At 69.0% G+C, this 22,993-nt stretch carries 19 protein-coding genes and 1 pseudogene; 13 read left to right on the plus strand and 7 right to left on the minus strand.

Annotated features, from left to right (window positions below; translation table 11 throughout):
• Position 1: 1 nt before the first annotated feature.
• Positions 2-1,105: a WD40 repeat domain-containing protein gene (locus ACIRQP_RS11060; protein WP_403886754.1), complete on the minus strand. Its 1,104-nt coding sequence runs from the start codon at positions 1,103-1,105 to the stop codon at positions 2-4.
• 205 nt (positions 1,106-1,310) lie between these two features.
• Between ACIRQP_RS11060 and ACIRQP_RS11065 the strand changes: the two genes are divergently transcribed.
• Positions 1,311-1,472, plus strand: a complete 162-nt coding sequence (locus tag ACIRQP_RS11065; protein WP_401485397.1) for a hypothetical protein — start codon at positions 1,311-1,313, stop codon at positions 1,470-1,472.
• Between the two features lie 569 nt (positions 1,473-2,041).
• Here ACIRQP_RS11065 and ACIRQP_RS11070 read toward each other — a convergent pair.
• Together ACIRQP_RS11070 and ACIRQP_RS11075 are read right to left on the minus strand one after the other, a co-directional pair.
• Positions 2,042-2,776: an SDR family oxidoreductase gene (locus ACIRQP_RS11070; RefSeq protein ID WP_403886757.1), complete on the minus strand. Its 735-nt coding sequence runs from the start codon at positions 2,774-2,776 to the stop codon at positions 2,042-2,044.
• Positions 2,773-3,038: pseudogene (locus tag ACIRQP_RS11075) on the minus strand (Atu4866 domain-containing protein). The gene ACIRQP_RS11070 and the pseudogene ACIRQP_RS11075 overlap by 4 nt, the downstream one beginning before the upstream one ends.
• A gap of 158 nt (positions 3,039-3,196) precedes the next feature.
• Between ACIRQP_RS11075 and ACIRQP_RS11080 the strand changes: the two are divergent.
• The 3 genes from ACIRQP_RS11080 to ACIRQP_RS11090 all read left to right on the plus strand — a co-directional run bounded on the left by ACIRQP_RS11080 (position 3,197) and on the right by ACIRQP_RS11090 (position 4,941).
• A complete protein-coding gene (locus ACIRQP_RS11080) occupies positions 3,197-4,039 on the plus strand; it encodes a helix-turn-helix transcriptional regulator (protein WP_403886760.1) in 843 nt (280 codons plus the stop codon).
• Between the two features lie 102 nt (positions 4,040-4,141).
• Complete coding sequence (locus ACIRQP_RS11085; protein WP_403886763.1) at positions 4,142-4,408, plus strand: Atu4866 domain-containing protein; 267 nt, start codon at positions 4,142-4,144, stop codon at positions 4,406-4,408.
• Positions 4,393-4,941, plus strand: coding sequence for a nuclear transport factor 2 family protein (locus ACIRQP_RS11090; RefSeq protein WP_403886766.1), 549 nt, complete (start codon positions 4,393-4,395; stop codon positions 4,939-4,941). The genes ACIRQP_RS11085 and ACIRQP_RS11090 overlap by 16 nt, the downstream gene beginning before the upstream one ends.
• 55 nt (positions 4,942-4,996) lie before the next feature.
• Here the strand turns inward: ACIRQP_RS11090 and ACIRQP_RS11095 are convergent, their stop codons facing one another.
• Entirely contained in the window at positions 4,997-5,380 is a 384-nt protein-coding gene (locus ACIRQP_RS11095; protein ID WP_403886769.1) for an SLOG family protein, read from the minus strand.
• Positions 5,381-5,874: 494 nt separating this feature from the next.
• Here ACIRQP_RS11095 and ACIRQP_RS11100 point away from each other — a divergent pair, with 494 nt between their 5' ends.
• On the plus strand, positions 5,875-7,320 hold the full coding sequence (locus ACIRQP_RS11100) for an FG-GAP-like repeat-containing protein (protein WP_403886772.1): 1,446 nt from the start codon (positions 5,875-5,877) through the stop codon (positions 7,318-7,320).
• 113 nt (positions 7,321-7,433) lie between these two features.
• On the opposite strand, the gene ACIRQP_RS11105 is transcribed toward ACIRQP_RS11100, so the two are convergent.
• Entirely contained in the window at positions 7,434-8,375 is a 942-nt protein-coding gene (locus ACIRQP_RS11105; RefSeq protein WP_403886775.1) for a hypothetical protein, read from the minus strand.
• 53 nt (positions 8,376-8,428) lie between these two features.
• On the opposite strand from ACIRQP_RS11105, the gene ACIRQP_RS11110 reads away from it, so the two are divergent.
• From ACIRQP_RS11110 to ACIRQP_RS11130, 5 genes are all read left to right on the plus strand, one after another.
• The gene (locus ACIRQP_RS11110; protein WP_403886778.1) at positions 8,429-9,739 is read left to right on the plus strand and encodes a CapA family protein; all 1,311 of its coding nucleotides are present in this window, start codon (positions 8,429-8,431) and stop codon (positions 9,737-9,739) included.
• A gap of 354 nt (positions 9,740-10,093) precedes the next feature.
• Entirely contained in the window at positions 10,094-12,409 is a 2,316-nt protein-coding gene (locus tag ACIRQP_RS11115; RefSeq protein WP_403886781.1) for a HAMP domain-containing protein, read from the plus strand.
• 6 nt (positions 12,410-12,415) lie between these two features.
• On the plus strand, positions 12,416-14,122 hold the full coding sequence (gene pgsB / locus ACIRQP_RS11120; protein WP_403886784.1) for a poly-gamma-glutamate synthase PgsB: 1,707 nt from the start codon (positions 12,416-12,418) through the stop codon (positions 14,120-14,122).
• A complete protein-coding gene (locus ACIRQP_RS11125) occupies positions 14,119-14,601 on the plus strand; it encodes a poly-gamma-glutamate biosynthesis protein PgsC/CapC (protein WP_382877922.1) in 483 nt (160 codons plus the stop codon). The genes pgsB and ACIRQP_RS11125 overlap by 4 nt, the downstream gene beginning before the upstream one ends.
• Positions 14,602-14,629: 28 nt before the next feature.
• Positions 14,630-15,709, plus strand: coding sequence for a C40 family peptidase (locus ACIRQP_RS11130; RefSeq protein ID WP_403886788.1), 1,080 nt, complete (start codon positions 14,630-14,632; stop codon positions 15,707-15,709).
• Between the two features lie 127 nt (positions 15,710-15,836).
• On the opposite strand, the gene ACIRQP_RS11135 is transcribed toward ACIRQP_RS11130, so the two are convergent.
• Positions 15,837-17,681, minus strand: a complete 1,845-nt coding sequence (locus ACIRQP_RS11135; RefSeq protein WP_403886791.1) for an MFS transporter — start codon at positions 17,679-17,681, stop codon at positions 15,837-15,839.
• Positions 17,682-17,917: 236 nt separating this feature from the next.
• A complete protein-coding gene (locus ACIRQP_RS11140) occupies positions 17,918-20,188 on the minus strand; it encodes a serine hydrolase (protein WP_403886794.1) in 2,271 nt (756 codons plus the stop codon).
• A 171-nt stretch (positions 20,189-20,359) separates the two neighbouring features.
• On the opposite strand from ACIRQP_RS11140, the gene ACIRQP_RS11145 reads away from it, so the two are divergent.
• The 3 genes from ACIRQP_RS11145 (at position 20,360) to ACIRQP_RS11155 (ending at position 22,921) form a co-directional block, all read left to right on the plus strand.
• On the plus strand, positions 20,360-21,103 hold the full coding sequence (locus ACIRQP_RS11145) for a GPP34 family phosphoprotein (RefSeq protein ID WP_403886797.1): 744 nt from the start codon (positions 20,360-20,362) through the stop codon (positions 21,101-21,103).
• A gap of 455 nt (positions 21,104-21,558) precedes the next feature.
• The gene (locus ACIRQP_RS11150) at positions 21,559-22,416 is read left to right on the plus strand and encodes a helix-turn-helix domain-containing protein (protein ID WP_403886800.1); all 858 of its coding nucleotides are present in this window, start codon (positions 21,559-21,561) and stop codon (positions 22,414-22,416) included.
• Positions 22,417-22,711: 295 nt separating this feature from the next.
• A complete protein-coding gene (locus ACIRQP_RS11155) occupies positions 22,712-22,921 on the plus strand; it encodes a DUF397 domain-containing protein (RefSeq protein ID WP_129768573.1) in 210 nt (69 codons plus the stop codon).
• Positions 22,922-22,993 lie beyond the last annotated feature (72 nt).

Consider the following 22,993-nt stretch of genomic DNA (forward strand, 5'->3'; position numbering starts at 1 on the left):
CTCATGTCTGAGCAGACGAGCAATCACGGACAGCGTTGCCCGTTCCCGAGACAAGTGGATCCCACAACCGCACCGATCCATCGCTCCCCGCTGAGGCCAACAGTTTTCCGTCAGGCGCGAACGCAATACCGCAACATTTCCCAACGGTTATGCATCCGGTCACCTCCCATGTGGCGGGTGACCACAGCTGCGTTATCCCGTCGTATCCGGCAACGGCCAGCAGGGAGCCATCGGGGGAAAACGTAAGCCCGTCGACCCGGGTTTGCCCCACATCCAGAGTCTTGATCATCTCGCGTGTAGCGGTGTCCCACAGGTACACACACCCTACGAATCCGGCTGCCGCCAATAGACTTCCGTCGGGGGAAAACGCCAGACTGTCGAGGATCCCCTCGCTGTCAGGCAGGCTTCCCCCCACAGGGATGCGGAAAGTCACGTCCCACAGCCACACTGTTCCATCATCAGCCGACGAAGCAAGCAGCCGCCCATCGGACGAGAAGGTCAGGTCACGAACGATGTCGCGGTGTCCGGCGAGGGGGTTCGTTACAGCGCTACCCATGGGATCTTGCAGATATATGACCCCGTCGCAGCCGCCCAGGGCCAGGTACTGCTTATCGGGTGAGAAGGCCAATGCGTCGTACTCATCGGCAGGGCCCTGAACAGGCCTCAGAGCCACGACGTATCCGCCTTCTAGGTCGTCCGCAAGCGCCTGGAGGGCCAGCGGACTTACGGCTCGCACTGGGGCGCGCTCCGAGATACCTACACCTGTACTGCTGCGCTGCGACCGCATATGGTCCAGGTCTCGCCACCGTTCGCGCCACACCCCCATCTCGGGAGTTCCGCGTGCCACGAGACAGTGCTTGCCGTCCTCGTCGTACGAGAGCAACGTGCGCACCAGAGACATCAGGGTGTCCAGCCGCTGGAGCCGCTTGCCGTTGAATGCCTCGCTGAGGGCGGAGACTGATAAGGGGCTTGCACCCGGCATAGCAGCCGCGCGGGACACGATCATGTTGAGCGTGGGGCCCCCGCGATCGGCTCGCAGTTGGCGTAGCTCCTCAGCTAGCCGGTCAAGCCCGACCGTAAATTCGGTCTTGTTCGGCGCGCTCATCTGTCCACCCCCTGTTGCGTCTGGCGCCTACGCTAGGGGACCTCAGGCCGTACCGCGCCGAAATCCGCCGAAACTTTGGCGGCATCACAACTTCGTTCGTGCGATGCAGGTCTACGGGCTAGGCACTGTTGCCATGGGATGCATGACGCACTCTCAGGACCCTCAAGTTTCGCCCCCGCCTCCACACTCAGAGCCTGGTCCCTTCATGACCGTACGCACCGCGCTCATCCTCCTGGCATCCGTAGTCATCGGCGTAGTCACCGGCGGCCTCGCCCTCCTCTGCGGCACTCAGCCCGCTGGTGCCGCTCTGGCCGGACTGACCAGTGTCGGGGCTTCCGTACCCGTCCTGCATGCCCTCATCCAGTAGGAGACAAAGAGCGGCTGGTTTCCAGGACACGGCCTTCATGCGTGCGCGATGCGTGAGCGGACTGCGCGACACAAAGCGTCATACGAGGGATCGACTACACGGTTGCGCGCTACTGACCAGGGGAAACAGCACCGCGAAGCAGGGTCGAGCACCCCCCGGCAAGGATCCAATCCCACTCCTAAAGCGGGTGTCGCAGGTTCGAATCCTGCCGGGGGCACAGCAAAACACCAGGTCAGGGGCCCTTCCGTCCAGCAGACGGGAGGGCTCCCGCGCTTGCGGCGCACGTATGGCACGCCCACCGGGGCGCAGAACTCGCCGCCCTGGGCGGGGTCTCCAAGGCCACCATGAGCCGGCTCGTGCGCACCCCGCCTGGGCTTCGCCGACTTCGACGAGGTACGAGAACTCCTCCGTGCGCCGCGCCTCCGGCGGCGAGCCCCGACGTGTGGAGGTGCCGCCCGGCCTCGCCGGCTACGCGGGCCGACAGGCCGAATCGATCCACAAGGCGCTCCGGCGGCCTGCGCTCACCGACGTGGTTGACCGCCTCGCCTCCGCCCACAGGGTCACCGTCGTCAGCCGACGCCGGCGGCGGGGCGAACCACGATCTCGTTGACGTCGACGTCGCTGGGCTGGGTGATGGCGAAGGCGATGGCGTCCGCGATGGCGGAGGCGGGAATGGCCACCGAGCGATAGGTCTTCATGTCCTCGCGGGCGCGCGGGTCGGAGAGGGAATCGGCGAGTTCGGATTCGGTGACGCCGGGGGAGACGACGGTGACTCGGATGTCACCGGCCGATTCCTGGCGCAGGCCCTCGGAGATCGCGCGTACGGCGAATTTGGTGGCGCAGTACACCGCGGCGGTGGCCACCACCTCGTAGGCACCGACGGAAGCGATGTTCACGAACTGTCCGCTGCCCTGCTGCCGCATGACCGGCAGGGCGGCGGCGATGCCGTGGAGCACACCGCGTACGTTGACGTCGATCATCCGGTCCCACTCGTCGACCTTCAGGGCTTCCAGCGGGGACAGCGGCATCACCCCGGCGATGTTGACCATCACGTCCACTCGCCCGTAGTGCTCGCAGGCGGTGGACACGAAGGCTCGTACATTGGCGGGATCCGTGACATCCAGCCGCTGGTAGGCCGCGGTGCCGCCGTCGGCGGTGATCTCCTTGACCAGGGCGTCGAGACGATCGGTGCGCCGTGCGCCCAGGAGGAGGCGGTGGCCGTCGGCGGCCAGGCGGCGGGCGGTCGCCTCCCCGATCCCGCTGCTCGCCCCGGTGATCGCGACGATCTTCGCACTGTCTGTCATGCCTGCTTTTCCTCTCGGTAGAGGACGAGGTGCTTGTGGTGAAGCACGCCGTCGCGGATGCCGCCCATCGCCGTGAATCCGGTGTCGTCGACGTAATCGATCCGGCTGTCCGTCACCGAGCGGCGCCTCGTGCAAGCGCTGGACCGGCGACCGCGGGCCTCGTCGTATCGGCCGTCCGCCCGCACCTCCTGGCGGATGTGACCGTCCGCGTCACCCACATACCGACCACATCGGCATTGCCGTCCTCCGCGCTCCCTGCCATGGCGGACTCTTTTCGTCCATAGGTACGGATCTGTCCTGAGGTACGGATCTGTCCTGCCCCACCGAGTCTGGGCAGGTCGGTGACCGCCGACCAGGACGCGTGCTGCCTGGGTGCGCCACACCCAGGCAGCACGCCGCCCCGCGGCCTAGCCTGAAGACATGCCCGACAACCAACTGGGAGAGTTCCTGCGCGCACGCCGGGAGCGCCTGCGGCCGCAGGACGTCGGCATGGCGAGCTACGGCGTGCGCAGAGTCACCGGACTGCGTCGTGAGGAGGTCGCCGTCCTGGCCCGTGTGAACCCTGACTACTACGCCCGGCTGGAACAGGGCCGCGAACGCCACCCCTCGCCCCAAGTGCTCGATGCACTCTGCCGCGCGCTGCAGCTCGAAACCGACGCCCGCACGCACCTGTACCAGCTGGCCGGAACAGCGCCGAGTGACCAGTTCACCCACACCACAGACCACGTCAGTCCCGCGCTGCGACAGTTGATGGACGGCTACCCGGGAGCCCCGGCGTTCGTCATCAACCGGACCTTGGACATCCTGGCGACCAACGCCCTGGCCGACATCCTGTACTCACCTTTCGAGCAGGCGGACAATCTCGCCCGCATGACCTTCCTCGACCCGGCAGGCCGACAGTTCTACCCCCGATGGGACTGGACGGCCGAGGCCACCGTGGTCAATCTGCGCCAGGGTGCCGGCCTCGACCCGGACAACCCGCGGCTGCGGGAACTCGTCCGCACCCTCACCGAGCACAGCGCCGACTTCACCCGGCTGTGGAACACCCACGGGGTACGCGGCAAGACCCAGGACGCCAAGCACCTCCGCCACCCGGACGTCGGTCTCCTGACCCTCACCTACCAGGCCTTCGACGTACGCGACGCCCCGGGCCAACAGCTCGTCATCTACCAAGCCGCCCCCGGAAGCCCCAGCGCCCACGCCCTCAACCTTCTCGGCTCCATCCACGCCACCTGGAACCAGACCCAGCCTTATCCCAGGTAGGTGATCAAGGCCGGCGTACGCGGACGCGCCGCCGTTTGGCAGGGGCGAACGCTGACGCGCTGAAAGTCCGGGCAACCTGCCACCAGTTCACGTTGCCGGCCAGTGCGACGAGGTCGCCGCTACACCATCACCGGCAATCGCATCTACTACGTCGACGACACCGCCTTCACCACCGACGGCGTCTTTGTCGACCGCGGCACCCTCCACCACGGCGACTGCGTTTTCCATCGGGAGACGGAAGAAGTGATGAGCACCGAACTGCCGGCCAGTCGATCAGCGTGTGCAACGGCTTGCAGGGCAAGCACCAGCCTCGTTCAACTCGCCGATCTCGTCAGACTCAAGGGGAGACAAGAATGTCAGAACCGGTGAACCCTTCCCGCACCGACCGTAAGCGCCGCAGCGTGCTGAAGGCAGCGGGAGGTGGCGCCCTCTTCGCGACTCCGCTTTTAGCGGCCGCTCCGGCCTCGGCCCAGGAAGTGGATGTCAGGTCCGCCGCCACAGCACGGGAGAGGCGCCTCAAGCGCCTGACCCTTGTAGCTTTCGAGAGGCAGGCTACCGGCGGAAGTTTCTATGACGTCCTGGCCGATGACGTCATCTGGACCGTTGCCGCCGCCGAGCCCACTACTCACTACGGCAGGGAGGCGTTCCTCGCCAATGGCTCCGGCCCCGTAATGGGCCGTCTGTCGACCACGCTCGTTCCCGAGGTCCGGAGTATCTGGGCACAGAACGACACTGTCGTCATTCACTGGGACGGATCGGCTGTGGCACGCGACGGCGTGCCGTATCACAACAGCTACTGCTGGATCTGGACCTACCGTGGCGAATCCGTGATCAAGGCCGTTGCATTCCTCGATCTGGTGGCCTTGAACGACCTCTTCGACCGTATTCCCCTGCCGAGTTGAGCGCCTGTTCGGTGGGGGCGGGGCCCGGGGCGAGCGTCCTGCCGGACGACGGCGATCACACGGTCCACCGCCTCGTCGGGATCCCCGCGGCCTCAGCGAGGTCCGCGCAGCCGGTCGCGTCCCGGGTGCCTTTGTGGATGAACGCCAGGCACATGTCGGCGCCGAGCCGGACCATCCGCTGATCGCGTATCGGTCCGGCCGCGCGGCCGTGGGTCTTCCAGTCGGCCGGATGCGGCTCCTCTATGACCGGGCCCAGATGAGCGACGGCGACGTCATTGACCCAGCCACCGGCGATCCAGTCGGCGCCGGTCGGGCACGCGCCGTGTACGACGACGAACGGCAGGTTGGCGAGCAGCCAGACGCGGGTGATCTGGTGGCGAATCAAGTCTTCGTCTTCCCAGTCGCGGGAGCCGGTGACGAGGACGCGGTACGGGGTCACTGTGGGGGGCCTCTTGTCGTTGGTTGGGGCCGGGGACTGTTGGGCGTGCTGGGTGGCCCCGTGGTTCCCCTGGGTGTGGTGGGGGTTCCCTGGGTGTAGTGGAGGTTCCCTGGCTTTGGTGGGGGGGCCTCTGGGTGTGATGGGGGTTCCCTGGGCGTGGTGCGGGTTCCCTGGGTGTAGTGGGGGGGCCTCTGGGTGTGGCGGGGTGGTGGGCCACCGGTCCGGTGACCTTCCACTCGGATCGCGGCCGCCCCGTACACAAGCCGGCAATTCGCCGCCCTCGCGGACCAGTTGCCGGTTCAGTTCGGCACCGCCGCCGGGTCCCGTACAACCCCCGGGCCCCTTCGGCGGTCACACCTGCACCGGACGGCGCGTGTGCGCGGGGTCGGAGGCCCGTCAGGGGCAAGCCCCGTACGTCGTCGGCTCGGAGGCTCGGACCACCGACTCGGATGGCCACCACGGTGTCCGGGGTGCCGAAGGAGAAGAGGACACGCATGCAGCAGCACCTTCGCACCATCCTCGCGACCACCGCCTCGGCCGCCCTCATCAGCGGGTTACTGCTCGCCGCCGGGGGCAGCGCCGTCGCCGCGCCGTCCGGGGTGCGGGGCGACTTCAACGGCGACGGTTACGGCGACCTCGCGATCGCCGCGCCCCTCGGGAAGGTCAGCGGTAAGGCGGGGGCCGGGTACGTGGCCGTCGTCTACGGCACCAAGAACGGACTCGACAAGTCCGAGCGCGCCATCATCAGCCAGGCCACCGCCGGTGTTCCGGGAGTGCCGGAGGCGGGTGACCACTTCGGCGACCGCCTCACCACCGGTGACCTCGACGGTGACGGCTACACCGATCTGGTGGTCGGCGTGCACTCCGAGCGGATCGGGACCACCGACTCGTTCGGCGTCCTCACCGTCGTCTGGGGAGGCGCGAGCGGCCTGAAGTCCGCCGTCGATCTCGCGGCCCCGCTGCCCGAGTACCGGAACGAACTCGGCTGGGGCCTCGCTTCCGGTGACTTCGACGGGGACGGTCACACCGACCTGGCCGCCGTCAATATCGCCGCACCCGAGCTGAACATCTTCAAGGGTCCGGTCTCCCGGACCGGCAAGGCGGCGGGTCTCGTCGGTATCGACACATCCGGCCGGACCGGTATCAACGCCGACAAGATCGTCGCGGGGAATGTCAACGGCGACGGCGCGACCGACCTCCTGGTCATGGGGCAGCAGGAGAGCGGCGACGGATACCGGACCCGCAGCGTCCTCTACAAGGGGGGCAAGACCGGTCTCAAGGCGTCGGGCAAGGCCGCGGGGGGCTACGAGGCGGTCATCGCCGATGTCGACAAGGACGGTTACGGCGACATCGTCACCGGCAACTTCATGGAGAAGTCCGCCGACGAGCCGAACGGCGGCCTCGGAGGCGCGATCACGGTGACCTACGGCAGCGCCGCCGGGCTGTCCGCCCGTACCCCGGTCCGTATCACCCAGAACACCGCCGGAATTCCCGGCACCGCCAGGAAGGGTGACCGCTTCGGCTGGAGTCTGGCCGCGGGTGACACCAACCGCGACGGCTACGCGGACGTCGCGATCGGCGCGCCGGGCGAGGCCATCGGGGGCAGGATGGCGACGGGCACGGTCACCGTGCTGCGCGGCTCCGCGAAGGGGCTGACCGGCACCGGTTCCAAGAGTTTCACGCAGAACACGGCGGGGGTGCCCGGTACGGCCGAGGCGCAAGATCAGTTCGGCTCCTCCGTCGAGCTCACGGACAGCGACAGGGACGGCCGCGCGGAACTGGTGGCCGGCGCCTTCGCCGAGAACAAGGGCGCGGGGTCGGTCTGGCTCTTCAAGTCCGGTACGAGCGGTATCACCGCCACCGGTTCGACGTCCTTCGGCGCCGCCGCGGTCGGCGGGCCCACCGGTCTGTCGTACTTCGGCGACGTCCTCGCCGGATAGGGCGTAGCGCTCGCCACAGGGGCCGGACCCGCCGGGGGGCCGGCCCCTCGTCGGCCGCCGGGTTCCGCGTGCCGCGGTGGCGCTGACGCCGGCTCTCGGTATTGGACCGCCCCTCAGCTCCCCGCGCGCGCCTCCCGCGCCGTCGCCCGCCACTCCGTCACCGCCGCCGTCATCGCCTCCACCACGCGGCGGCCGCGGGCCGTGTCCTCCCGGATCGTACGGCTGAACTCCACGTGGATGAACGGGACTCCGTCGTCCGACGCGAGCCGGCCCTGCTTGTTCGTACGCCCGGCCAGCGGGCACTTGGACGACCAGGCGCGGCACACCCGGAAGCCGTCGTCCGTCAGGGCCCGCGCCAGGGTGACGGCCTGCGGGCGGCCGTCGTCGCCGGCGCCCGTGGACACCACCACGTCGTGCGCCGGGGCCGTCGTGTCCGCGAAACCGTGGACCTGGATGCCGGGTATCCCGCGGGCGACGAGTTCCGCGCAGACCGCGTAGAAGACCGTGTCGGTACGGTGCGCGACGTCCGAGGCGTTCCCCTCGCCCGCCGCGCGATGGGCACCGGCCATGACCAGCACCCCGCCGGGGGTGCCGCGCAGCACGCCGGCGCCGAGGGTCTCGCTGTACGCGTCGGCGACGGGGTGCGGCACCTGCACCGAGAAGCGGGCGGGCGCGTCGAGGTCGATGTACACCCGCCCCCAGCCGCGCGCGCCCTCGCGGGCCCGGTCGGAGATCTCCGCGTACCGCCGCCCCTTCACGGTGTCCCGGAGGATGTGTACGCCGAAGTCGACCTCGGCGAGCCTGCGTTCGGCCTCACCGCGCTTGCCGTCGAGATAGAGTCCGACCCCGGCGGCGACGGTCTCGCGCTCGAAGCGGTTGGGCGGCAGGAAGCGGGCGTCGGCCACGGTGTCCGCGGCGAATCCCGCGATCCGGCGTTCCAGATCGAGGTCGGTACCGGAGGCGGGTGCCGAGGGTTCGTCGGAGTTCCGGTCCAGGACCGGAGTGACGATCACCACAGCTGCCGCGATCAGCACCCCGACCAGCAGGCTTGCCATGATTGTTATCTTCACGGTCGGAGATCGTGTCATATGACGTTCAAAATACCTATGTGAAACAACCCCTCCCTCTGCTCCGCGGTCGAGTCCCTCTGTCCCGCGGGCGACGTGCCGCCACCCGTACGGCCCTCCGCGCCGCCGCGACAGCCTGTCTCGCCACCTGCCTCGCCACGGCCGTCGCGGGCTGTTCCGTACTCGGCTCCGGCGACGGGGGCACAGACGCCAAGGGGGGCGGAGGCCCGTCGTTCACGGTCGCCGCGGCCGGTGACGTACTGATCCATCCCCCGCTGACGGATCAGGCGACGAAGGACGCGAAGGCCACGGGGGGCAAGGCCGGGGCACTCGACTTCGGGCCGCTGATGGCCGGGGTGAAACCGGTGATCAGCAAGGCTGACCTGGCGATCTGCCACATGGAGCCGGTGGTCGCCAAGAAGGGCGGGCCCTACGAGGGGTTCCCGAACTTCCAGGTCCCGCCGGAGATCACCACCACGCTCAAGGACGTCGGCTACGACACCTGCTCGACGGCCTCGAACCACTCGATCGATCACGGTGCCGCCGGCGTGAAGCGCACCCTGGACGCGCTCGACGCGGCCGGTCTGCGTCACACGGGCTCGGCCAGGAGCGAGGAGGAGTGGCGTACGCCACTCATCACCGAGGCGAAGGGCGTGAAGGTGGCGCAGCTCTCCTTCGCCTTCGGATTCGGGACCGACAAGGTGCCGGCGGACAAGCCGTGGCTGGTCAACAAAACGTCCTTCAAGGAGATCGCGGCGGCCGAGAAGCGGGCCCGCGCGGCGGGCGCGGAGGTGGTCATCCTCAGCATCCACTGGGGGCGTGAGCACCAGAACGCGCCGAGCCCGTCGCAGATGGAGCTGGCGGAACACATCACGAAGGACACCGGTATCAATCTCGTGATCGGCCATCACGCCCATGTCGTGCAGCCGATGGAGAAGATCAACAGCACCTGGGTCGCCTATGGCCTCGGCAATCAGGTCGCCCGGCACGAGGTGCCCACCGGCCAGTCCGAGGAGGGCATCATCGGCTGGTTCACCTTCACCAAGCACGGCGGCACGTGGGATGTGCGGGCACAGTACGTGCCGACGTTCGTGGACATCCCGCCGGACCCGGAGGATCCCGAGACCCCCGACAAGCTGCCGGACGGCGCGGTCACGGACTACCGGCTGCTCGATGTGGCGCGGGCGCTCAAGAACGGCAAGCCGGAAAGCGGCACGCCGGACGAGGGGAAGAAGTACAGCGAGGTGCAACTCGCTCGTTACCGGCTGGCCTTCGATCGTACACAAGGCACGATGCTGAACCGCGGCGCGGCGAAGGACGGTCTGACACCTCTTGAGGCGCCGCCCAACTAGCTTGATTCCGGCGGCTGTTGGGTCCACATTAGGCTTCGGTCACGGCCGCTGCCCAGCCGAAAGTCCCGCGGTCCGGTCCCCCTTCGGGGTGAGGCACCCCTGACGGGAACTGTCGGCCGATGGTTCCGCATGTCCGGTACGTAACATCTGTAATACACATCACACGCGCGGTTGTCTGATTTTGCACAACCATTCGACCGCGCGGCCAGTCCTAGTTTCGCGCGTGGGACGCGTGGGAGCGGTGGGGGAAATCCCCCCGTACCCCTCATCCCCGCACGCGCTCGTCTTCATACCCCTGCGCGCACATACGCGCGCGCTCGGGCGCTGCCCGCACCACGCTGAGAGAGGTACCCCATGGCCGTTTCGTCTGCGAAGCGGCGGCACAAGGTCCGCAGACGGGCCGACATGTCGCTCCTGGGCGGCATACGCCCACCGATCGCGGTCCTCTCGGCACTGCTGCTCGCGCTGGCCGGCCTCACGGCCCTGGGATTCGGCAAGCCGGAGAACGAGGCGCTCCCCGAGGCCGTCCGGATCTCCCAGCAGCACTTCGCCGAGGACGGCGCCGTCGCGCTGCGGGCTTCGCTGGACGAGTCGATCACGGACCTCAGCCGGACGGCGGCCCTGTTCAACGCGGGCGATCCGGTCTCCGCCGACACCGTCCTCGACAAGCTGGGGAACGTCTACCAGAAGTGGCGCGGCTCGGCCATCGTCGAGATCAAGTCCGGCAAGCTGCTCGCCGCGCGCGGTGAGAACGTGCCGCTCCTCGCGGTCGACCGGGAGAAGCTGTCCGACAAGGACGGGCTCGCCCCCCGGATGGTGCGGCTGCAGAACGGCGAGACCCGGCTGCTCACCTTCGCCCTGCTGTCGTGGGAGGGGCAGCCGCAGCAGCTTCTGGTCACCTCGAACAGCCTGAAGGTCCCCGGTATCAGCCTCGGCAAGTTCCGGGTGATCGCCGTGGTCGACTCGGGCGGCACGATCCTCAGCAGCGACGGCCTCCAGGTTCCCGAGGAGACCGACTCGGAGAACATCAAGGACGAGCTCAAGGAGACCGAGAAGCAGCTCAAGGCCTTCGCGAAGCTCGCCGCGCAGAAGTCCGGCGACAACCCGCTCACGACCAAGGAGCCGGGCTCCGGCGGCTTCCTCGGTATCAGCGGGACGATGACGGGCTCCCGGATCACCGACGAGCGTACGGTCGCCGGATACGCGACGCTCGCGGCGCCCGAGGCGGGCGAGAGCACCGACGCGACCGGCCTCGGTCTCTCCGTGGTCACGCAGGTGGCCGTCCCGGAGAACACGAGCCGGGTGAACGATCCGCTGTTCGGCCTGATGTCCGCCGCCGCGCTGATCGTCATCGGGGCGCTCGCCGTGGCCCTGCTGCTCGGTACGGTCCAGCGCCCGCTGATCCGGCTCTTCCTGGAGAGCCGCCGCCTCACCCGCGGCGATCTCACCCGGCCGGTGACCGTGCCCCGCTTCGGCGAGACGCGCCGGATCGGGGACGCGCTGGAAATGCTGCGGCTCCAGCTGCTCGGCGCCCCCGCGCCCGGCGCCGGCCCGGCCACGGACAAGGGAACCGGAACCGGCGGCTCCAAGCGGCGCGGACGGCGCGTCGGCACCCGCGCCCTGCTCGCCGGCGGCGGGATCCTGCTGCTCATCTGGTCCGCCCCGATGATGCTGCTGCTCAACCGCGCCGGGGACACCCTCGTGGTACCGCAGCAGCTCGTGAGCGACCAGCGCGACCGCACCGACACCGTCACCGACCGGGTGCGCCGCGCCCTCAACGAGGGCCATGCCGACCTGCTGTCCGTCGCCACCCTCATCGGCGACCAGACCGCGCCCGCGGACATGGCGAAGGTCCTCGAACGCACCATGACCGAGCACCCGCGCTACCGCTCGCTGTACGTGCTCTCCGCCGACGGCTCCGTCCTCGCCAAGGCGGGCGACAATCCGCAGCACCCCGGCGGCAAGCACGAGGGCAACGCCCCGATCGCCGTGCTCTCCACCGACTCCAAGGAACCGCAGGTCGCCGGATACGCCGAACTGCCCGGCCGGGACGGCGCGCTCGTGGTCGGCGAGTTCCGCGTCGACTTCCTCAACTCGCTGCTCAAGCGCCCCGGTCTCGGCCAGGTACGGATCGTCGACGCCGAGCGCCGGACCATGGGCTCCAACAACGGCTACCGGGCGTTCGAGAAGCTGCCCTCCAGCAGGCTCGACTCGCTGGTCGAGGCCACCGGCCAGAAGGTCGGCCTCAGCACACGCCCCAGCGGGGTCCTGTTCCGCGACGGTGACGGCATCCAGATCGCCGCGGCGGCCCCCTTCGCCGGCGGCGGCGCCGCGAAGTCGCTCGGCTGGACCGTCGTCAGCTGGCAGCCCGCCTCCGCCCTCGCGATCCCCGAATACAGCGCGCAGAACCGCACGGTGCTCGCCGGGCTGCTCGGGGTCACGGCAGCCGCCGCCTGTCTGGGCTGGCTGCACATCGTGGTCGTACGTCCGCTGCGCGAACTGGCCGACCAGGCCGAGACGCTGGCCGACGGCGACCGCCGCACCGTCCTCTACCCGCGCCATCACGACGAGGTCGGGGCCATCGCACGCTCCCTGGAACTGCTGCGCCAGCAGCTCCAGGAGCAGCGCAGGCGCGAAGGCGCGCCGCCGGCCCTCGCCGAAAGGATCTGACCGACCGTGCTCTTCCTCTATTTCGTGCTGCTGGTGTGCAGCGCGATCCTGCTGGTCGCCGGACTCGTCGAACAGCGACGGCACTTCACCAACCTGAACCGCATCCCCACCCGGGTACTGGTCAACGGCATCCGCGGCAAGTCGTCCATCACCCGGCTGTGCGCGGGCGCGCTGCGCGGCGGCGAGCTGATCACGGTCGCCAAGACCACCGGCACCGCGGCCCGGTTCATCCACCCGGACGCGACCGAGGAGCCCGTCTACCGCAAGTTCGGCATCGCCAATGTGGTGGAGCAGATCGGCATCGTGCGCCGGGCCGCCGCCTACAACCCCGACGCGCTGGTGATCGAGTGCATGGCCGTCATGCCGGCGCTCCAGGAGATCAACCAGTCGAAACTGATCCGGTCCACGATCGGCGTGCTGTGCAACGTACGTGAGGACCATCTCGCCGAGATGGGCCCGACCCTCGACGACGTGGCGCGCTCGCTCTCCCGCTCCATGCCGGAGGACGGCATCTGTGTCACCGCGGAGAAGGACCGGTTCGCGATCCTCCAGGAGGAGGCCGACGCCAGGAACTGCCAACTGATCTACGCGGACCCGGAGACGGTCTCCGACGAGGAGCTGCGCGGCTTCAGCTGGTTCACGTTCAAGGAGAACGTGGCCATCGCGCTCAAGGTCGCCGAACTGCTGGGCGTGGAGCGCGAGACCGCGCTCCAGGGGATGTACGACGCGCCGCCGGACCCGGGTGTCCTCTCCGTGGAGCGCTACCTCACGCCGGACGCCAAGCGGCTGCGGTTCGCGAACGTCTTCGCGGCGAACGACCCCGAGTCGACGCTGATGAACATCAACCAGCTGCTCGATCTGGGCGCGATCAACCGTCCGCTCCATGTGGTCATCAACTGCCGCCCCGACCGGGTCGAGCGCAATGGTCAGATGGGCGAGATCATCCCCGAACTCCAGCCGGAGAAGGTCTTCGTCATCGGCCATCCGGCGAAGAGCGCCATCGACGCGATCCCGGCCGAATGGCGCTCACGCGCGGTCGACCTGGGCGGCGACAAGCGCGACCCCGAGGAGTTCATGCGCGAGCTGCTCGACATGCTCGGGCCCGACTCCTCACTGGTCGCGATCGGCAATATCCACGGCCAGGGCGAGCTGCTGCTCGAACACCTGGCGGAGCTGCCGCCGGACGAGACACCGGACCCGGAGGACGGACCCGCCGACCCGCCCGCCCCCGTACGGGCGGCGCAGCCCCGGATCCCGGCGCGGACACAGTCACAGGGACCGTCGCAGGGCCAGGCACAGGGCCAGGACCAGGACCAGGCGTCGGACACCGTCGCCATCCCGGTCGTCTCCGCCGACGCCGTCCCCGGAACCGCCCCGCGGCAGGACCAGCAGCACCCGCGTCACGACGAGACGATGGCGCTGGTCCGCTACGCGCCGCGCCTCGATCCGTTCCAGCCCTACCCGGAGGCGTACGAGCAGCGCTACCAGCAGCGTCCCGCCGCCGGACCGCCGCGCCAGCGCGGCCTGTTCGAACCGGTCCAGATGCCGGAGCAGACAGAGGCCCAGCAGCCGGGCCCGTACGACTCCGACGACCCCGGGCAGCACCACCCCGCGTCCCACCAGCAGCCGCGGCATCCCGATCACCCGAAGCCCCCGCACTCACCGAACCCCTCGCACTCCGTGGCGCCGCAGAACCCAGGAGAACCCCGTTGATCCCCGCAGTCCTCACCCCCGAGATCGCCGCGATCGGCATCGGTCTGGGCCTGATGTTCTCCCTGATCTGCTATCTCACGACCAATCTCTCCCCCGGCGGCATGATCACGCCGGGCTGGCTGGCGCTGACCCTCGTCGAGGACCTCCAGCGCGCCGCCATGGTCGTCGGCGTGACCGTACTGACGTATGTGACCACGCTGCTCGTCCAGCGCTTCGTGATCCTCTACGGAAAGCGCCTGTTCTCCGCGGTCGTCATGATCGGTGTGCTTCTCCAGGGCACCGTGATGATCGTGCTCTCGCTCGAATTCCCTCTCATGTACGCGAACCAGACGCTCGGCTTCATCGTCCCGGGTCTGATCGCCTACCAGCTCGTACGCCAGCCCAAGGGCGCGACCATCCTCGCCACCGGCACGGTCACGCTCACGGCCTATGTAGTCCTCACCGCCGGCATCCTGCTCGGCGCCCTGCCGTCAGCCTGACCCGCCCACCCACGGGAGCCGAATCGTCATGAGTGCCAAGTCCAAGCGCGGCCGCCCTGTCCTGCATGCCGCGACGGTCCTCGCGCTGCTGGCCGGCAGCGCCTATCTCACCGTTGAACTCCGCAAGGACGAGCAGGCGAAGGCGCCCACCGTCCAGGCCATCACCGACATCCCCGCGCTGACGTCCGGGAACGGGAGCACGGCCGGCGAGCAGACCTGGGAGCGGCTGAAGAACCCGGAGCGCTCGGTGCTGCGCAGCGGGGACGGCGACATCCTCGCCACCTTCACCGACGACGCGCGTACGGCGACCCTCACCGGCCCCAGCCGTACCTTCGACGAGCCGACGAGCACCAAGACCCGGGTGGTCACCGAGAACTGGGTACGGCTGATGCCGGAGGCGTGGAAGAAGGGCGCCGAGAAGGAGAAGTGGTTCAAGGACTGGTTCAAGGAGTTCTACGGCAGCGAGGAGGACGACCTCTTCGCGTTCGCCTTCCAGTACGTCGAGGGCGCGCCGGTCAAGAAGGACGACGAGGGCGTTCCGTACGCGGGCGACGCCAACTTCGGGCCGGTCAACCCGGAGGGCAGCGAGGGCAACGACTACCGCCTCGAACAGTCCGACTTCTACGACTACCTCGGCATCCCGTACACCTTCCGCGACGGCACCACCAAGCAGCCGCAGTCCGCGCGTTACCGCGCGATCGACTGCTCGGGCTTCATCCGGACCGTGTTCGGCTACCGGGGCCGCTATCCGCTGATGGTCTCCGATGTCCCCGGCGACGGACTGCCGCGTACCGCCAACGGCATGGCGCGCGCCGACGTGGGCGTCGACATCATCAAGCTGTCGGGTCCCGAGCCGCGCTACGAACGGCCGAAGTCCATCAGCGTGCTCCAGCCCGGCGATCTGGTCTTCTTCAAGCTCGACGGGCGGACCAAGAACCGGCTGGACCACGTCGGTATGTACATGGGCAACGACACGGACGGACACCAGATCTTCGTGTCCAGCCGCGAAGAGGTCAACGGTCCGACGATCGGCGACAAGGGCGGTACGTCACGCCTGGACGGCAACGGGTACTACGCGGCGACGCTGCGCAGCGCCAAGCGCCTCTGACGAGGGGCCGGGGGGCCGGTCCCGTATGAACGGGCCGGCCCCCTCGACGGACAGGTCCTCCTTGGCGGACAAGCCCCCCCCTCGACGGACAAGCTCTCCTTGACGGACAGGCCCCCGGCGAACGCGCTCAGCGCAGCTCCTCCGGGCAGCCGGTCCCGCGCGGCAGCTGGTACGGCGCGGCCAGCCGGTACACGCCGGGGCGCGGCGCCAGCAGCTCCGTCCACTCGTCGCCCTCCACGTTCGTCTCGGCCTTCAGCAGACACCCGTTGGGGTTCGTATAGACCTTGGGCCCGTCCTCGTCGGCCTTGGACGCCGCGGTCTCCTGCGGGGGCACGACGCTCTTGCCCTCCTCGTCGACGAGGCCGAGCCACGGCGAGTACGGGATCCTGATCAGCACCCGTCCCGCCGACTTCACATGGATCGTCAGCTCGCCCGCGCCCGCCCGGTCCACCGTCGCCGGCGGATCGGCCAGCGGCATCGGGTCCTCGACGGCGAAGAGCTGCCAGTTGGAGTCGCCCCAGACGTGCTCCAGATAGGGCAGCCCCTTCTGGACGAGCTCGGCCTCGAGCCCCGCGCCCGAGTCGGGCTTGCCCTTGGGCAGCACCACGTAGTGCACGGCCCAGCGGTCCAGCCAGCCGCGGTAGCTCTCGGCGGTCAGGGTGTCGTCGTAGAAGAGCGGGTTGCGCTCCATGTCCGCCTGGCGGTTCCAGCCGCGGGCGAGATTGACGTACGGGGCGAGCGCGGAGGCTTCGCGGTGGCTCCTGGCCGGGACGACCTCGACCCGGCCCTTGTCCGCGCCGGTCTGCTGCAGCTGGTTGACCAGCGGCGCCAGTTCACGCGTCCAGGACGCGGTGGGCGCCGTACGCACCATGTCGTCGACGCCCTTGAACCCTATCCAGATGTTGAGCCCGGCGAAGGCGAGCACCAGCGCGTACCAGCGGCGTGACCGAGGGGCCGTGTACGGCAGGGCCGCGAGCAGCACCACGCCCGCGATGACCATCGCGAACCGGGAGACATTGGACCCTATCTGCGAATCGATCACATAGGTCAGCAGCACGCCCACGCCGTAGACCGCCGCGGCGACCCGGACCGTACGCCACTCCCCGGGGACGAGCAGGAACACGAGCACCGCGAAGAGGAAGGGCAGCGAGGCCGTCCCCACCGACATCGGCTGCGTCCCGGAGAACGGGAACAGCCAGGAGGAGAGCGCCACCACCGCGGCCGGCGCGAGACCGAGCGCATACGCCCCGGGGCGCCGCTTGTTGAGGAACAGCGCCGCCGCGACGACCCCGAGGAACAGCCCGGCCACCGGGCTCGCCGCGGTCGCCAGACCGGCGAGCGGCGCGGCGGCTGCCGCCTTGGCCCAGCGCTTCGTCCGCCAGCGGTACGGCCAGCAGAACACCGCCGCGACCGCGCCGAGCGCGAACATCACGCCGAGGCCGAAGGTCACCCGCCCCGACAGCGCGTTGCAGAGGAACGCGAAGACCCCGGCGAGCGAGCACGCCACCGGGTTACGGACGGCCCGTACCCGGACCAGGATCAGCGAGGTGAGGGCGGCGGAGACGGTCCCGGCGATCATCATCGTCGTACGGACGCCGAGGACGGACATCAGATAGGGCGAGACCACGCTGTACGAGACCGGATGCATCCCGCCGTACCAGGCGAGGTTGTACGCGGAGTCCGGGTTCTGGCCGACGAACTCGGCCCAGGCGTCCTGCGCGGCGATGTCGCCGCCGCTGTTGGCGAAGAAGAGGAACCACACCACGTGCGTGACGGCGGCGACGGCGGTGGTGAAGAGAACGGGATGACGGGCCACCCCACCCCGCAGGCGCCCCCGCAGTCCCTCGGACGGCTCGCCGCCGCGCTGCGTGGGCAGTCTTATTCGTGGCCGGGCGGTGTCCCGCCGGTCGGCGGAGGTGACGCCGTCGGCAGAGGTGCCGCCGTCGGCGCGCGTCGGCTCAGTGGTGGTCACTGCGGCTCTCCACGTCTTTCCGTCTCACCGTTGTCCCACCCGGTGTGCCGACCCCCGACATCCTTCGAGACGCCGTCCCCGCGTCCGGCGGTTGCCCGGACGGCCGGCCGAGCGGGTGCCCCGGGCAGATGTCCGTTTCGGGACGCTAACACGTGGCGGCGGCCGGGGAGGGCACCATTTACGGCGCCTTCCCCGGCCGCGGGGCCCCGAGGGGCCGTCGGACGTGTGGCCGCGGATCAGCCGACCCGGGTGAGCTTCGCGCCGAAGCCCGGTTCCGCCAGGTCCTCCTGGAGCGCGACGGGCGCGGACTCCTTGCCGGTGCCGGTGCCGACGATGATCTCGCCGACGACCGTGCCGGAGGCGGCGGAGTGCGGCACCGTCTCCTTGCCCTCGGTGAGGTTGAGCTTCACCTGGAGACCTGCCCAGCCGACCGCCTTCAGGTCCTTGGTGGAGACCACCGGGGTCCGGCCGCCGAGGCCGTCGTCCACGTACCCGACGACATCGCCCTTCTTGACGACCCCGGTGGAGGTGACGCCGTCCTGGGCGGTCTTGATCAGCTTGAGGCTGTTCTGGATCGCCAGCTCCAGCTTGTCCCAGAGCTTCACGGCCTTCTGGGCGCCCATGACCATGCCGATGATCCGGCGGTTCTGGCCGTCGACGATCGTGTTGGCGGACCACAGCAGATTGCCGCCGGCCGGAGTGGACGAGCCGGTCTTGATCCCGCTCACGCCCGGTTCGAGCAGGATCGAGTTGTTGTTGATGATCAGATTGTCGATACCCGGGATCTCGACCTGGGGCAGATTCACGATCTCGCGGAAGACATCGTTCTGCATGACCGCCTTGCCCAGCTTCAGCTGGTCGTTGGCGGTGGAGACGGTGGAGGACTCCAGACCGCTCGGGTCCGTGTACGTCGTGTTCGTCATGCCGAGGTCCTTGGCGGCGGCGTTCATCTTCTCGACGAACGCCGGCTCCGACCTCGCGTCCCAGCGGGCCAGCAGCCGGGCCGCGTTGTTGCCCGAGGGGATCATCAGCAGCTGGAGCATCTGCTTCTGGGTGTACTGCTGCCCTTCCTCTATCGGCGCGGTCGACTCGTCGGGGCGGTCGGCCTCTTCGCCCGCCTTCTTGTCGACCTCGATCTTCGGGCCCACCTGCTCGCCCTTGATCGGGTGGTCCCTGAGGATCACGTACGCGGTCATCACCTTCGCCACGCTCGCGATCGGAGCGGGCTTCTGCTGCCCGTACGTACCGATCACGCCGACGCCCTCGACCTCGACGGCGCCCTGCCCCTCGTCGGGCCACGGCATGTCGAGCTTGCCGCCCTCGAAGGTGAACGTGGGGGCGGCGGAGAGCGCCAGCGTGGGTGCCGGGAGCGGCCGTAGGGCCTGCACGACCGCGAAGACGACCAGGAGGAGCAGCACGAGAGGCGTGTAGATCTTGACCCGCCGGACGGCCGTACGGACCGGAGTCTCGGGCGGGGCGGGCTTGTTCGTCAGCTCGGCCAGGAGATCGAGCGGCGGCATCGGCGGCATCGGCTGCTGCCGGGTCCGCTCGGCCGCCTCGGGAAGCGCGGTGGGCACGGACGACGACGGATACGACGGCGACGGGTACGGCGTCCGGGGCGGAGACGCGAGGGCGGCCTGCTGGTCGTCCCGGCGCAGCGGTACGAACGTACTGGTCCGCTCGGCCGCCGACTCGGGCTTCTCGGCGGGCTTCTCGGCGGCCTTGGACTTCTCCTCGGCCTTGGCCTTCCCCTCGGCCTTTTCCACGCGCCGCTCGGGCACCTTGAGCGTGGTGGTGGGCTGATCGACGGCGGGCCGGCGAAGCTTCGTGAAGACGGCGGTGGGCTGGTCGACGGGCTCCGGGTCGGCGGAGGGGGCAACGGTGCCGGCGTCGGCGTGGGTGTCCTTGCGCTTCTTGGCGTCCGCCTCGGCGTCTTCCTTGGCGTCTTCCTTGGCGTCTTGCTTGGCGTCTTGCTTGGCAGCCGTGGCCCAGGAGGGGACCTTGCCGCCCTTGCCATCTATGTCTCTCTTGTCTTCTTTATCGCCCTCGTCGCCCTTGTCGGCCTTCGCCGCATCAGTGCCAGTATCTGACTCGGCGTCCGTATCAGTCGAGGCGTCAGCGGCGGCGGCGCCCTCCGCCTTGTCCCGCACCTCGCCTCGCACCTCATCCTCCGCCTCGCCCTTGTTTGACGAGGACTCCGCCTTCGGGGGATCGGCCTTCGGCGGCTCAGGGGCTGGAGTTATGCCCCCACCGTCCGATTCGTGCGCGTCCTCGGTCTCCTCGGGCTCCGCGGAATCCTCCGGACGATTTGCGATCGCGACCTTCGTCGACACCGCCGAGCCGGAGTCACGCTCCGCCCGCTCCGCCGTGTCCGCCGCCGCTGTCGCCGGTTCGCGGAAGACCGCGAGCCGCGGATCCCGCCCCCCCGGAGCCGTCTCCCCCGATGACTTCCGCTGATCCGACTTGCCGGGGGACTCGCCCGCCACCGTGTCTCCTTCATGTCTCATCCGACGTACCGCACTGTCCGAAGCATCTATCAGTGTCCTGCTCTGAGACCTCGGCCGACGTGCTAGACGAGAACGACATACATAACGGTTCCCGCACAAAGCACTCAGGCACCCTCGACAGACCAATGTGAGAGGGGTCACCCTGTCATTCATCCACGCGGGGAGGCATGGATGGGCAGGAGCCGCAGAACAATTCCGGAGGAGCTTCTGTTGCTCGCTCTGGACCCGACCACGGGTACCACAGCGCAGCCGCAGTCGCTCGACCTCGGCCTGGCCGGAGCACAGCTAGTAGAGCTGGCGCTGGCAGGACGGATAGCCCCTGACGGGGATCGTATCGCCGTGGTGATGCCACGGCCGACCGGAGATCCGACTCTGGACTCCGCACTGGAGTTGCTGCGCCGACGCGGCAGCCCGGTCCGGGCCGTCCACTGGATCGGCGGGCCCCGACTGGGGCTGCGCCAGACCTATCTCTCGCATCTGGAGCGATGCGGCATGGTGCATGCCGTGGCGGGCCAGATGTGCGGAGTGCTGCCGACGACTCGCTACCAGGCGACGGAGACGGCGATCAGCCGGGAAATCAGGTCCCGGCTGGACAGTGCGATCCGCACCGGCGTACCGCCGGACCCGCGGACCGCGGCGCTCGCCGCGCTGGCCCACGCGGTCGGACTCGGCAAGCACTTGTACCCCGGTAACGAGGGGCGCTCGTCGCGCTCCCGGCTCCGGGACCTGATCAGACATGACCCGATGGGCGGTCTCGTGGCGCACGCCGTGATGGACGTCCAGAACGGGGTGGGCGCACAGCCACGCCGTAATCCCGCCCAGGGCGCCCCCAGCGCCCCGGGTGGCGGACGCCCCCCAGGGGCTGTGCCGTCGCAGCCGCACCACGGCGGCATGGCACGCGTCCCGGCGCACTGAACGACCCGCAGCACACCCGCAACACCCGCAACACCCGCAACGCCCTCAACACCCGCAGGAACCGCAGGAACCGCCAACACGGCAGTCCGCCGCACCGATGTCCCCAGAGCCGGTTCGGGAGCCGCACAAGTCGCGCGGGGCAGTCGGACCACACCGGTCCGACTGCCCCGCGCGTCGTGTCTCGGCCCACTGATGGCCTTCCGGCGGCTCCCCCACGGCCCACTGACGGCCTCTGGAGGGCCCCTGACGGCCTGTACGGCGGTCCTGGGGGGAGAACAGGGGGGCGAGGCGGACAGGAGTCCGTCCCGGCGCGGGGGCGCTCGCACCGGCGCGCGGGGAACCGCGCAGACCGGCCCATTCGCGTCTGTGCCCATTTTCCAGCGCAGTCACGGCATTTGGTGGCAGTCTGCTGAGCAGGAGATACGTACAGCTACGCAGCCGGAGGTGCAGTTTCCGTGGCGTCCAACGTCAATCCCACCGTCAGGCGACGCCGATTGGGCCAGGAGTTGCGCCGGCTCCGCGAGCTGAAGGGCATGACGGCCGAGGAGGTGGCGGAGCGCCTGCTGGTCTCCCAGTCGAAGATCAGCCGACTGGAGAACGGCCGCCGTTCCATCAGCCAGCGCGATGTCCGTGACCTCTGCGGGGTGTACGAGGTCGAGGACCAGCGCATCGTGGACTCGCTGATGCAAATGGCCAAGGACTCCCGTCAGCAGGGCTGGTGGCACGCCTTCGGCGACATCCCGTACAGCGTCTACATCGGCCTGGAGACGGACGCGGCGTCCCTGCGGGTGTACGAGCCCCAGGTCGTCCCTGGGCTGCTCCAGACCCGGCCGTACGCGGAGGCGCTCATCAACGGCGCGCTGCCCGAATCCCCGGTGCTCGACGTCGAGAAGCGCGTCGGGGTCCGGCTGCGACGCCAGGACCGCATCAACACACCCGACGACCCGCTGCGGCTGTGGGCGGTGGTGGACGAGGCGGCGCTGCGCCGTCGCGTCGGCGACCGGCAGCTGATGCGCGAGCAGTTGGAACATCTCGTCGAACAGTCACAGCTCCCGCATGTGACCGTGCAGGTGCTGCCCTTCGAGATGGGCGCGCATCCCGGGATCACCGGACATTACGCGATTCTCGAATTCCCGGACGCCTCGGACTCCAGCGTGGTCTACATCGAGGGCGTGACGAGCGACCTTTATCTGGAGAAGGCGAACGATGTGCAGCGCTACAGCGTGATGTACGAGCACTTGCGCGCACAGGCGCTGAACGCCGATCAGACCCGGCAGTTCATCGCGGATATCGCCAAGGAATACGCCCGCTAGCGGGTTTTCGAGCCGTATACCGGCTGCCGGGTCCTGAGGACGACCGCCGGCGGCCGGCCGGCGGCTCGGGCTGGGCCCGCCATCCCGGCATTTGCACGGAATGTCGAGTACGCCGACTTTCCCGGCCAGAGGGAGGGGAAGGTACACCTCCGCTACCCGGAAGCGGAAGACCCTCCAGAGATAAGCCATCAGGACGAGTGAACGCCCATCCCGCCCTTGGAGTGGGGCTAGTAGCGTCGATCATGCCAGCAGGAAGTTGGCGCTATTTCACACCCATTGCGGAACCGGAGCGAACATGGCAATTCTTCAGGGCGCTACGGACACGTGGACCAAGTCCTCGTACTCCGGCGGAAACGGCGCGTGCGTAGAGGTCAAGTCCCCCGTCGTCCAGACCATTGCCGTCCGGGATTCGAAGGCCCCAGAAGGTCCCTCGATCTCCTTTGTCCCCACCTCATGGAATGCCTTCGTGCAGGAAATGAACAAGGGCGCTTTCGACCTCGGCTGAGGTCATTCGGCACCCTGCACCCGCACCACGGACAGAGCCCTCTCGACCGGTCCGCCGTCCTGGCCGAGGGGG

This window comes from Streptomyces sp. NPDC102274 (assembly GCF_044766385.1).
Lineage (GTDB): Bacteria > Actinomycetota > Actinomycetes > Streptomycetales > Streptomycetaceae > Streptomyces.